This is a genomic window from Natrinema hispanicum (genome assembly GCF_004217335.1).
Taxonomy (GTDB): Archaea; Halobacteriota; Halobacteria; order Halobacteriales; family Natrialbaceae; genus Natrinema; species Natrinema hispanicum.
Map to the genome: position 1 here is coordinate 480,368 of NZ_SHMP01000005.1, position 12,415 is coordinate 492,782.

Sequence of the window (12,415 nt, forward strand, 5' to 3'; positions counted from 1 at the left end):
GATGATGGACGAGCTGGTAGCCAGTCCACTCCAGACACAATCGGTGCTCGAGGATCCGATCCTGCTCGTCGGGTCGATCGGGCTCTTGCTTGTCGTGATCACGGTCTGGCAGATGGTCGAGATCGTGGATGCCTACGACAGAGCCGCGCTGACCGTCTTCGGCGAGTACCGCGAGCTCTTGGAACCGGGCCTGAACATCGTCCCGCCGTTCGTCTCGCGGCTCTACACGTTCGACATGCGGACCCAGACGATCGACGTGCCGAGCCAGGAGGCGATCACGCGGGACAACTCCCCCGTGACGGCCGATGCCGTCGTCTACATCCGGGTGATGAACGCCAAGCGCGCGTTCCTCGAGGTCGACGACTACGAGCGGGCGGTCTCGAACCTCGCCCAGACGACGCTACGTGCAGTGATCGGCGACATGGAACTCGACGACACGCTCAGTCGGCGCGAGCTGATCAACGAGCGAATCCGCACCGAACTCGACGAACCGACCGACGAATGGGGTATCCGCGTGGAATCGGTCGAGGTCCGCGAGGTCACCCCCTCCCAGGGCGTCAAAGGCGCGATGGAAGAGCAGACCTCCGCCGAGCGCCGCCGCCGGGCGATGATCCTCGAGGCACAGGGTGAACGCCGCAGCGCCATCGAGAAAGCCGAAGGCCAGAAACAGTCGAACATCATCCGCGCCCAGGGTGAAAAGCAAAGTCAGATCCTCGAAGCGCAGGGAGATGCGATCTCGACTGTCTTGCGCGCGCGCTCGGCCGAATCGATGGGCGAACGCGCCGTCATCGACAAGGGCATGGAGACGCTCGCCGACATCGGCCAGGGCGAGTCGACGACGTTCGTCCTGCCCCAAGAACTGTCCTCGCTGGTCGGCCGCTACGGCAAACACCTCTCGGGTAGCGATGTCGAAGCAGACGGCACGGAACTCGAGAGTCTCGAGTTCGACGAGGAAACCCGCGAACTGATCGGCCTGGATGACATCGCCGACATCATCGGCGAAATCGACGAACAGGCAGCCATGGACGTCGAGACGATGGAACAGGAGGCCAAAGCCATCAAAGAGGGCGGCGATGTGGGAACGGAAATCGACATCTCCGATACGTCGACGGCTGCCGACTCGGAGTCGACCCCGGAATCGGAGTAGAGCGGCTGTTTCTCTCGGGTGGTGCGTCTCCATCTCTATTGGAAATGTGGGACAAGAGTACGATCAGAGCGTATTAGCGAGTATACGGATGGAGGAACAAACGCGAGTCGATGCCAGGGACGGAACCTCTAACTGATATAGCTACTAGATAAAATTAAATAGGTTTCAACCCGAATCAGCCCTCATATGGAACCGCTACTCAACGATTCAGTATATCTTCTCGTCTTCTACGCGGCGGTGGCTGTGACGCTGGGGCCGGACATCCTACGGGAGGTCCGTCGTCGCCGTGACGATACCGGGGCCGCCGTGACACGAGATAAGGGGTCGAAATGGGTTATCGGCGTTGCCAGTGGCGGCGGTATCCTTGCGGGCGTTGCCGCCGTCTATCTGGTTCCCTCACTGGCAATCCTGTGGCAGCCTCGTCTCGTGTTCGCTGCAGGAATCGTCGTCCTGCTCGTTGGCGGTGTCATCCGACAGTATGCAGTACGGACGTTGAATGACTACTTCACGATCACGATCAAGATACACGAAGACCAACAGGTCGTCGATACAGGCCCTTATCGGTGGGTCCGACATCCATCCTACACTGGGAGTCTCCTCGAACACACCGGCATTGGCCTCGTCCTTGGCAACTGGGCAAGTCTCGTCACAGTTGTCGGCGCGCTCGTCATAGCGTACGTCTACCGTATTCGCATCGAGGAACGCGTACTTTCCGAAGAACTCGGCGAGCCATATCAGCGGATTCTGAACCGCACGCCATACCGGTTGATTCCCTACGTGTGGTGATACTGCCGGACAGCAGTCACGACGATGCCGGTCGCGGATTCGCGGCTGTCGCCACCGGTGACGGCCGCCACAGCGCGACCGATCGTCACGTCGTTCTATCCGGCAGTATGGGATGGTGACGGGAAATCCGTCCGATAGTGGCCACTGAACATGATCTAATCCACGTTCTGGTTGACACCCACAGACGTGTAACCGAAACACGCCGTCAAAACACGCCTCGAGCGACGTCCGTCTCGAAAAAACGGCTACCGGTGTGTTCAGAATCGCTCGGTCCGTCCCGCTGCCGCCCACGCGTCGGTCGGCGCTTCACGCGGGACGCGAACGGTCCGGTGTTGCTGTGCGCGCATCCGGCCGGCGAAGGCCCAGCGCTTGTCGTCCCACGTCTCCTCGCCGCCGGCCGCCGCTGCGGCGACCGCGAGCGCGTGATCGTGGAGGTGGGCACCGATGGCAGCCGCGATCGCCGCGGCCTCCTCCTCGTCGGCGTCGTCGGGCAACTCGAGGGAGATATCGCCGGGCAGGGCTGCCTCGAGGCCGGGCCCGTCGCCATCGACTGCGGCCGTCTCGTCCGCTGACGCAGGTGCGCCGTCAGCGGTGGTCTGTTGCTGTGTGGTCATACTACAGCGGGATGTTGCCGTGTTTCTTGTCGGGCTTGTCCTCGCGCTTGGACTCGAGCATTTTCAGGTCGTCGATCAGCCGCGGGCGGGTCTCGGTTGGGACGATGACGTCGTCGAGGAAGCCCTTGTCCGTTGCGGTGTACGGGTTGGCGAACTCCTCGCGGTACTCCTCGATGAGTTCGTCGCGGAGTTCGTCTGGGTTGTCGGCCTCCTCGAGTTCGTTGCGGTAGAGGATGTTGACCGCACCCTGTGGGCCCATGACGGCGATCTCGGCGGTCGGCCAGGCGTAGTTGACGTCCGCGCCGAGGTTCTTCGAGGCCATGACACAGTAGGCACCACCGTAGGCTTTCCGCGTGATGACGGTCAGCAGCGGCACCGTCGCCTCGGAGAAGGCGTACAGCAGCTTCGCGCCGTGACGGATGATGCCCCGGTGTTCTTGATCGGTGCCGGGCATGTAGCCGGGCACGTCGACGAACGTGACGATTGGGATGTTAAAGGAGTCACAGAAGCGGACGAACCGCGACCCCTTCATCGACGCGTCGACGGTGAGCGTCCCGGCGTTGACACGTGGCTGGTTCGCGACGATCCCGACGGAACGACCATCGAGTCGGCCGAAGCCGACGACGATGTTCTGGGCGAAGTTGTCCGCGACCTCGAAGAACGAGCCCTCGTCGACGACCGAGTCGATGACGTCGTTCATGTCGTAGGGCTTCTGTGGGCTCGGCGGGACGATGTCGTTGAGCTTCTCGTCGCGGCGGTCGGGATCGTCCCACGGCTCGACGCGCGGTGGGTCCTCGACGTTGTTCTGTGGGAGATACGAGAGCAGGCGCTTGATGTCGTCGAGCGCCTGTTCCTCGCTCTCGCAGGCGAACTGCGCGACACCGGTCTTGTCGGCGTGGGTCATCGCGCCGCCGAGTTCCTCGTGGGTGACGTCCTCACCGGTGACGGTCTTGGTGACGCCGGGCCCGGTGATGTACATGTGACTCGTGTCCTTCACCATGAAGATGAAGTCGGTGATCGACGGCGAGTAAACCGCCCCACCAGCACACGGCCCCATGATCCCCGAAATCTGGGGGATGACACCGCTCGCTTCCTGGTTGCGCCGGAAGATCTCGGTGAAGCCGGCGAGGCTCTTGACGCCCTCCTGAATGCGCGCGCCAGCGGAGTCGTTGAGCCCGATGACGGGCGCGCCGACTTCCATCGCCATGTCCATGACCTTGCAGATCTTCTCGGCGAAGACCTCACCGAGCGAGCCACCGAAGACGGTGAAGTCGTGGGCGAAGACGAACACGGTTCGACCGTTGACTTCGCCGTAGCCTGTGACGACGCCGTCGCCCGGCACTTTCTTCTCTTCCATGCCGAACTGGCTCGTCTGGTGGGTCCGGAGCTGGTCGAACTCCGTGAACGTCCCCTCGTCGAGGAAGTAGTCGATCCGCTCGCGGGCGGTCATCTTCCCCTTGTCGTGTTGCTTTTCGATTCGCTCTTCGCCACCACCCTTGCGGGCCTCTTCGCGGAGTTCCTCGAGTTCGTCGATGCGATCCTCCATCGTCATGCTGGGAACACCCCTGCGCGATTCATACGGCGTTGTGCGAGGACCAACTGGAAAAGGATTCCGTAACTCCTTCACGATTATTGACCGAGAGTCGATATATATTCGACCGGCCACGGAAAGCTATATGGGCGTATCATAGATAACAGCGGGTATGGCAGAACGCGAATCATGGGCTACGCGAACAGGGTTCATCCTGGCTGCGGTCGGCAGCGCAGTCGGGTTGGGAAACATCTGGCGGTTCCCCTATCAGGTGGGTGAACAGGGCGGGGCTGCGTTCCTGTTTATCTATCTCCTGTTGATCGTTGGGGTCGGATTCCCGGTTATCCTCGTCGAGTTCGTCGTCGGCCGGAACACGGAACGAAACCCCGTCGGCGCACTGAAACGGATCGGAAGCGGTGCGTGGACGAAGATCGGCTGGGTCTTCGTTACGGCTGGGTTCGTTATCCTCTCGTACTACAGCGTCGTCGCCGGCTGGACGCTCAGATACGTTCTCCTCGGATTGCAAGGGAACTACACGGCCGAGAGCGCACCTGAACAGTTCGGCGCAGTCGCGAGCGGACTCGACGCCGTCGTGCTCCACGCGATCTTCATGGCAGCAGTCGTCGCGATCGTCGCACTCGGCATCGAGCGCGGGATCGAACTTTCAGTCAAGTTGATGGTGCCCGCGATCATCCTCATCTCGATCGGACTCGCAGCGTACGCGTTTACTCTCGATGGGGCAGCCGATGCCTACGCCTACTACCTCTCGCCGGAACTCAGCACCATCGCGTCCGAGTGGACGACGATCCTCCCGGCGGCCGCCGCACAGGCGTTCTTTACGCTGTCACTCGGGATGGGTGTGATGATCACATACGCGTCCTACCTCGGTGAGGACCGGAACCTCGCGGAGGACGCTGGTATCATCGCCGTCCTCGACACCTTCATCGCCTTTACCGCCGGGCTGATCGCGTTCCCCGTTCTGTTCGCAGCGGGGATCGAACCCGGTGCGTCTGGCCCATCGCTCATCTTCGTGAGCCTCGCCGCGGCGTTCGCCGAACTCCCGTTCGGAGGTCTCCTCGGCGCGGTCTTCTTCGCCACCGTCGCTATCGCCGCACTCTCGAGTGCGATTAGTATCATGGAGGTCGTCGTCTCCTACCTGATCGACGAACGTGGCATCGGTCGCGTTCCCGCGACGGCTGCACTGGGCGTGGCTATGTTCCTCGTCGGAACGCCGGCCGCGCTCGACCTCGTCTTCATCGACCTCTACGACGGCTTCGCCAACAGCATCCTGCTCATGCTCGGCGGACTCCTGCTGTCGGTCTTCGTCGGCTGGATCGTTCCCGATCTCGCCCTCGACGAGATCAGCAAAGGCATCAGAAACGTCGGCTCGCTGGGTTCGGCGTGGCTCTGGTTCGTCCGGGTCCCGGTCGTCCTCGCGCTGATCATTCTGGTCGCGCTGAACGCGTGGGACTATTTCGGATTCCTGACCGGCGACTTCGCTGACTGGCTCAGTACGAACCTCTAACTGGTCCCGACGGCAGCGACGATCGATTGCCGGCCGCTTTTTTGGCTCGCTCTGATACGGCCTGCTGTCAGTCACATCTCGCGTACCCACGACCCGCCAGCCCGTCATACGGGTACGCCGAGAGACAGTGACAGCAAATCGGATCCGTCGATATCAGGCTTCCCCGTAGACCGGCACTGCAGCGCCGCTGGTCACTGCCGCGCCGTCGCTACAGAGGAAAGCCATTACGTCGGCGATTTCGATCGGATCGACCCACGAGTCGTGATCCGCGTCGGGCATCATCTCGCGGTTCATCGGCGTATCGATCACGCTCGGCATCACGCAGTTTGCCCGTACGGTTCCGCGGTTTTCCTCGGCGAGTGTCTCCGTCAACAGCCGGATTCCGGCTTTCGTGATCCGATAGGGGCCGTCGCCTTCGCCGCCCTCGAGCGACGACCGCGCGCTGATACTGACGATCGAGCCCTCCGTCTCTTGGAGGTGGGGCAAGGCGTGTTTCGCGGCGAGAAACGCCGTCTTCAGGTTGATATTCAGCAGGAGATCGAACTCCGCGAGATCGGTGTCCTCGATGTGATCGCCGCCACGCCACGTGCCGGCAATGTTCAGCAGGTGGTCGATTCGACCATGGTCGTCGACGACGGATTCGACGAGCGCCGCCACGTCGTCTTCGTCGGTCAGGTCCGCTTCGTAGAACGCGAGGTCGGATTCGGTGGCCGGATCGCGCTCGAGCAAACTATCCTCGTCGTCGGGCCCGATCACGTCGACGGCACAGACCGTCGCGCCCGCCTCGAGAAACCGATCGACGGCGGCGCTACCGAGCGCCCCGCTCGCACCGGTGACCACCGCCACGGTGTCGCTGAAGTCGACGTCGAACGAAGTCGTCGATGACATACGACCACATACACCATTCGACTGCATCAAAGGCGGGGCTCACAGAGTGCGGTTCGTCAGTCGCCGACGGTCGTCACCGTAACGGTCCGCGTGCGCGGCCCATCACACTCGAGCAGCAACACCGACTGCCACGTTCCCAGTGCCAACTGCCCGTTCTCGACCGGAATCGTCACGTCCGGCCCGACCAGCGCTGCCCGAAGATGCGAGTCTGCGTTGCCGTCGAGCTCGTCGTGGGCGTGTCCCTCGTCGGGCACGAGATCCCCAAGGAACGTCTCGATGTCGCCCCGAAGCCGCGGCTCGTTTTCTTGGACGACGAGGCCGGCCGTCGTGTGCCTGACAAACGCCGTACAGAGCCCTGACTCGAGGTCGTCGGAGACAGCGGCGGCGACCTGGTCTGTCACGTCGACGGTCGTCAGCCGTGCGTCGGTGTCGACGGAAAACGTCATACGAGACGCTTCGACCGCGAGAATCGATTACGTTCCGGTTGTATTCGCGCCCGCGATAACGGAATTACGACAGCTGACCCACAGCCCACGCCGCCCGGTCGCGGACGGTTGGGACTGGATCCGTCCGCGCGAGGTCTCGCAGTCGCGGCGCAGCCGCGTCGACGCGCCCGTGACCGAGCGCGACGCAGGCGCGTGCGCGGACGTGTGGATTGTCGTCCGCGAGTAACTCGAATATCTCCCATCGTATCGGTTCGATGACCGTGTCGGCGCTGGCAGCGACGTGGCCGATCGTAGCCGCAGTCAGTGCCCGGGTGTCGGGATCGGGAAACGAAAGCGCTGCCTCGAACTCGGCGGCGACCGCTGCGACGGCGGCAGGATCACGGTGAGCGACATCGCCGAGACAGCCGATCGCGCTGTGTCGCAGCGACCGGTCGTCGTGGGCCACGAGCGCGGCTGCGTCGGTGACGAACTCGAGCGACGGCAGCGTCGCCTCGGAACGTGCCAACCGACCGAGCGCGCGAAGCGCCGGCCCACCGTTCTCGGTCGGATTCACCGAGAGCGCGTCGACAAGGATCGGTCCTGCCGGTTCGACTGCCGTCGGCGCGTATTCCGAGACGTGTGCGATCGCCTCGATCCCACAGCGATCGTAGCCACGGCGACGCTCGAGGACGTCGGCGATCGCGTCGGCGTGCTCGGCGACGACATCAGGTCGCTCGGCCGCGACAGCCGCGAGGGCGCGGAGGAGATCGCACGCGATCGACTGGTCGGCATGCTCGTGGGCGACGGCCACGAGCGTTCCACTCGAGGGTGCGACGTCGGTGGGTGCTTCGGCCGCCAGTGCGGCGAGACAGGCAGCGATCTCGTCGTGAAAGTCGAGGTCTGGCTGCTCGAGCAGTGCCCGGAGTTTCGGCACCGTCGGGACGTACGCCGCGGCCCGTTCTTCGTCCTCGATTGCGGTTCGAATCCGGCGCACGGCAGCCCGTTGGTCGGCCGAGACGTGACCGTCGAGTTGTGCGAGAACCGACGGGAGATCGGCTCTGGCAGCCCCCCGACCACCAGGCTCGACGGTCTCCCCCCCTTCCCGGTTCATTGTGTCCTCTGCATGGAGGATAACCGGTAAAAACATTCTGGCTGACCGACGCCTCGAGACACCTCGACATGGACGACCGGCGGTCGGCTGCTCTAGGCGAGCCACTCGTCGGGCTTGGTGTCGTAATCGACGTCGTCGGCAGCGAGGTGCTCGACTTCGTCCCACGGCACGTCTTCGGTCGTCACCGTCTGGCCGTCGTAGCGGATCAGCTTGCCCTGCTCTTCGGGTTCGGGCTCGCGGTTGCGCCGTTTTGCCACCTCGATGTCGTGGTCGTCGACCTCCTTGACGATCGTCAGCAGGTTCACCGGCCGCCCCCACAGCTCGAAGATCCGTTTGAGAGTCTCTTTGGCCTGTCCGAGATCGAGCATGACGCCGTTGTACTGGTGACCAAGCAGGAGTTCGTTGGCGTTGTTGTAGTTGCCGTCGTAGACCGCGATGGTCGGCTTCCCGAAGTTGGTAAACTGCAACAGCAGCTTCTTCTTGACGTCTTCGGCCGCATCGCTCGTGACGTGGAACTGGCCGGTCGCCTGCGAGTGCTCGTAGGTGAAGTAGTTGTTCTCGGTGATGAACTCCTGGGTCAGGAACTCATCCAGGAACGTCACGTCGTTGTGACTCTCCCGGACGTCGAACAGCCGATCCCAGCCGGCGGTGAAGTCGACATCTGCGAGTGCCTCCTCGACCGACGAGTACCGGGCGTCGTCGAACAGGTAGCGGCCGATCCGCTCGAGTTCGTTCTGATTGACACGCGCGAGAAAGCCACGGTTCTGCCGTTTGACCAGCGAGTAATGTCGCCGGGCCAGTCCCTCGTAGGTCAGTACCTTCCAGGGGTACGCCTCGACGTCGATCTCGCCAGCGCGGGCCCGCTCGAGGGCCTCATGATCGACCCACTCATCTCGAACGTCCGCGAGCTCGTCGAGCGTGTCGGGGGTGATCATCGCGAGCGCCGTCGGCGGCTCGAGCGTCTCGAGCACCGCGTCGAAGTCGACGACGTCGGTGAGGTTGCGCCAGGAGATGCCCTCGATGCGAAGCAGTCGTTCGAGGACTTCCCGACGATTCGTGGTGTTCTCGACGTACTCCCAGAGCTCCATCCCGAGGCTGTAGGGGTTGAGTCCGCCCGACGCCAGGACTTTCGCCATGTGGTCGGCGTAATTTAAGAACTCGTCGTCGCCGGCGAAGGTCTCGTCGGTCATCATCGTCGATTCCCAGTAGGCGGCCCACCCTTCGTTCATCACCTTCGTCATCTTCTGGGCGGCGAAGTAGTAGGCCTCCGCACGCATCATATCGAGGATGTCGCGTTGCCACTCTTCCATCTCGACCCCCCGGCCGGTCTCCTCGTCGTACTGCTTGCCGTGTTCGCGGACGAAGGCCAGTACGTCCTTCTGGGGCTGTTCCGGGAAGTTGGCGGTGATGTCCTCGTCCTCGAGTTTCTCGATCCACTCCTCGTTGAACACCTCGCCTTTGATCTCGTCGGAGAGCTCGAGTTCGTCTAACTTCTCGGCCAGATCCTCGTCGATCTCCGCGCCGGCCGGCCCGTCGACGTCAAGGCGGCGAGTAAAGATCTGGTGTTGATCGATGTTGTCCTCAAGGCTGAGACAGTGGTCGATCCACTTCTCGACCTCGGCACGGTCGATCTCGGGATCGGACATGTACTCGTCGATCGCCCGTGCATGGCGTTCGAGCATCGCGGCGGCGTTGACCTGGCCTTCGTCAGACTGACCGCGGGTGAACATGCCGAACCACTCGTTGTTCGCGAAGAAATCGGAGTGGGCCTCGACGTGTGTGATGACGGCCTTCTGGTCGGCTACTGTGTTCGACTCCTGCAGGAACGCGTGGGCGGGGTTGTCGTTGTTGACGATCTCGAAGGCCTTCCCGCCGCCGTACTGGCCCTGCTTTTGCTGTTTGTCGTACTGCATTCCCCACCGCCAGTGTGGGTAGCGACTCTGGAACCCACCGTAGGCGATGAGTTCGTTCATCTCGTCGTAGTCGATGATCCAGTACTTGACTGGATAGGGCTCGAGGCCGAGTTTCTGTGCGAGATTCCGGGCTTCCGTGACCGGTTCCTCGAGATCGCTTGCGATCGCCTGTTTGCGGAAGCGATCCGCGTTGGAGTTGCGCTTACTCATTTGTCTCACCCTCCGTCGAGAGGATTTCGTAGATCGCGTCGGTGACGTCGTCTTTGCTGTTGACGTAGGCCACCGCGACGTCGTCGGCGTCGGTCCCGAAGTGGCGCTCGAGTTCCTCGGCGTGGGTGGCGTTGATCGCGTTGCCGCTTGGCTGGGTCTCCACGTAGGCGTGGAGATTGGCTGGAATCTCCTCCATCAGCGGGACCACGCGCTCGCTGGTGTCATTTGAAGAGTTCTCGGAGTCACCCGCAGCGAAGACATACCGGTTCCAGTCGCTCCAGGGGTACTCCTCTAACAGTTCGTTCGCGAGTTCGTAGGCGCTCGAGATTTTGGTCCCGCCGCCGCTGCGGATGCCAAAGAACTCGTCGCGCTCGACTTGCCAGGCGTCGGCGTCGTGGGCGATGTAGACGAACTCGGCGTTGTCGTACTTGCCCTGGAGATACCAGTCCAGTGGCGTAAACGTCCGCTCGACGAGCTCGCGTTTCTTCTCGCGCATCGAGCCCGAGACGTCGCGGATGTTGACGACGACGACGTTCTTCTCTTTCTCTTCGATGATCTCGGGGTGGCGGTAGCGTTCGTCCTCGCGGCGGAAGGGAACGTGGTCGATCCCCTCGCGGCGGATCTTCTGTTGGACGTCCTCGCGCTCGACGTGGTCTTCGACTTCCTCGATCGAGGCCCACGTGCCGCGTTCCGAATCGGGGATGTCCTTGTAAGCCTCTTCGATCCAGGCCATCGAGACTGGAAGGTTCTCGCCGCGAGCCCACTCGAAGACCTCGCGCGGGGAGATGTCCTCGACCTTACAGAGTTCGCGCAGGAACTCCTCGTCGAAATCCATCGCGAGCTTGCGCTTGAGCCCCTCCTTGAACATTCGCTCGAAGTCGAGCGTGCTGTTCGGCCCGGTCCGGGTGAGGTCCGTAAACGGCCCCTCCTTTTCCTCGACGACCGTCTTGCCCTTCGGATCGAGATCGAGCCCGAGTTCCTCGTCGAGTTCTTCGGCGAACTCCTCGGGGTCCATCTCGTAGTATTCGTGCTCGCCGCCCTCTTCGCCGGGTTCGCCGTCCTCGCCGTCGTCGTCGCCGGGCTGGGGCTGTGGCTGGCCGACCGGCTGGCCGGTATCCGGCGTGCCGTCCTCGCCCTGCCCGACGCCGCCTTTGTCGCGCTGGTCGTACTCGAATTCCGGCAGCGAGACGATCTTCACCGGAATGTTGATCTCGCCCGGCCCGCTTCTGCCGAGTTCGCCGTACTGGATGAAGTCGGACAGATCTTCGCGGCGCTCTTCGCCGACTTCACGGAATCGCTCGAGGTCGTCTCTCAGTCCCATCGGTAGCTCACCTGTCCCATAACGTGTCTGCTTGTCAGTTCGGCCGACGCCTCCGAGTAGCCAAAGAGGGAGACCAATGTGTCGATCGTGTCCGCTTTGACCGTTGCCGTCTCGGTGCCACTTGGTGGGTCGTCCCACTGGCGCGGGTCGAAGTCCTCGAAGGTGCGCTCGACGTCGTCCCAGTCGTGGCTCTCGAGGACGGTCTTGATCACCGGAATCGCTGTCAGGTCGACATCTTCGACCGAGAAGTCGGCGTCACGGTGCTCCCAGGCGTGGCGGTTCAGTGACGTGATAACCTTCTCGCGCCGGAAGTTCCGGACGCTCTCGCGGGGGAGGTTGCCCTCGTATTCGGCCTCGGAGAACCGTCCCAGGTGTTCGACCTCGAACAGCTTCATCTTCAACGGATCGGGCTCGACGCGCTCGCCGCGGTCGTTGTACAGCGGTTCGTCGGTCTCCCAGGCGTAGACGTGTTCGACGTACTCGGCGACGGTCTCTTCGTCGACGCGTTTGTCGTGCATGATCGCCTCGATGACGTCGGACTCCTGTTGGTCGTAGACGTAGTTTTTCACGGGGACGACGCGGTTTTCGAACTCCGAGCGCTCGCCCGAGGAGAACACCGGTGCGTCGGCCAGCCCCTCGACCATGGCGTTTAACACATCGCGGGGCATGACGATATCCTCGACCGGCAGATCGGCGTGGTGGCGGTCGCGGTCGGTCTGGAGCAACTCCGCGAGCGTGTCCCGCGTGTACGTCACGGGAACCCCGTGGTCGCCGTCCGTCCCGTCGTCGTTGAAGTCGAACTCCGCTTTTTCGCGGCGGCTGTCGCCCTCCTGGAGGTAGCCCTGATCGTAGATCAGCGCCTTGTCGACGAGATCCAGCCCGTTCGGGAGGTTCTCCTCGTCTAAGCGCGTGACGACCGCATACAGCGCGGCCGCTTCGATCGC

Annotated in this window: 10 protein-coding genes and 1 pseudogene; 3 read left to right on the plus strand and 8 right to left on the minus strand. The window is 62.8% G+C overall.

All coding sequences use genetic code 11. The features are described 5' to 3' along the window. The first annotated feature begins 4 nt into the window (after positions 1–4). On the plus strand, positions 5–1,147 hold the full coding sequence (locus BDK88_RS14420; RefSeq protein WP_130501034.1) for an SPFH domain-containing protein: 1,143 nt from the start codon (positions 5–7) through the stop codon (positions 1,145–1,147). A 186-nt stretch (positions 1,148–1,333) separates the two neighbouring features. Then, positions 1,334–1,933 (plus strand): methyltransferase family protein, encoded by a 600-nt coding sequence (locus tag BDK88_RS14425; RefSeq protein ID WP_130501035.1) that lies wholly within the window; start codon positions 1,334–1,336, stop codon positions 1,931–1,933. 257 nt (positions 1,934–2,190) lie between these two features. On the opposite strand, the gene BDK88_RS14430 is transcribed toward BDK88_RS14425, so the two are convergent. Together BDK88_RS14430 and BDK88_RS14435 are read right to left on the minus strand one after the other, a co-directional pair. Then, on the minus strand, positions 2,191–2,547 hold the full coding sequence (locus tag BDK88_RS14430) for a hypothetical protein (RefSeq protein WP_130501036.1): 357 nt from the start codon (positions 2,545–2,547) through the stop codon (positions 2,191–2,193). A gap of 1 nt (position 2,548) precedes the next feature. Continuing rightward, the gene (locus BDK88_RS14435) at positions 2,549–4,093 is read right to left on the minus strand and encodes an acyl-CoA carboxylase subunit beta (protein WP_008010104.1); all 1,545 of its coding nucleotides are present in this window, start codon (positions 4,091–4,093) and stop codon (positions 2,549–2,551) included. 157 nt (positions 4,094–4,250) lie between these two features. On the opposite strand from BDK88_RS14435, the gene BDK88_RS14440 reads away from it, so the two are divergent. Further along, entirely contained in the window at positions 4,251–5,603 is a 1,353-nt protein-coding gene (locus tag BDK88_RS14440; protein ID WP_130501037.1) for a sodium-dependent transporter, read from the plus strand. A 153-nt stretch (positions 5,604–5,756) separates the two neighbouring features. On the opposite strand, the gene BDK88_RS14445 is transcribed toward BDK88_RS14440, so the two are convergent. From BDK88_RS14445 to BDK88_RS14470, 6 genes and pseudogenes are all read right to left on the minus strand, one after another. Next, positions 5,757–6,491 (minus strand): SDR family oxidoreductase, encoded by a 735-nt coding sequence (locus tag BDK88_RS14445; protein WP_130501038.1) that lies wholly within the window; start codon positions 6,489–6,491, stop codon positions 5,757–5,759. Between the two features lie 56 nt (positions 6,492–6,547). Next, complete coding sequence (locus BDK88_RS14450; RefSeq protein WP_130501039.1) at positions 6,548–6,937, minus strand: secondary thiamine-phosphate synthase enzyme YjbQ; 390 nt, start codon at positions 6,935–6,937, stop codon at positions 6,548–6,550. A 64-nt stretch (positions 6,938–7,001) separates the two neighbouring features. Then, complete coding sequence (locus tag BDK88_RS14455; RefSeq protein ID WP_130501040.1) at positions 7,002–8,027, minus strand: HEAT repeat domain-containing protein; 1,026 nt, start codon at positions 8,025–8,027, stop codon at positions 7,002–7,004. Positions 8,028–8,119: 92 nt separating this feature from the next. Then, entirely contained in the window at positions 8,120–10,150 is a 2,031-nt protein-coding gene (locus BDK88_RS14460) for a SpoVR family protein (RefSeq protein ID WP_130501041.1), read from the minus strand. After that, a complete protein-coding gene (locus BDK88_RS14465; RefSeq protein ID WP_130501042.1) occupies positions 10,143–11,471 on the minus strand; it encodes a YeaH/YhbH family protein in 1,329 nt (442 codons plus the stop codon). The genes BDK88_RS14460 and BDK88_RS14465 overlap by 8 nt, the downstream gene beginning before the upstream one ends. Then, positions 11,462–12,415, minus strand: a pseudogene (locus BDK88_RS14470) (kinase anchor protein); the annotation flags it as partial. The gene BDK88_RS14465 and the pseudogene BDK88_RS14470, both read right to left, overlap by 10 nt.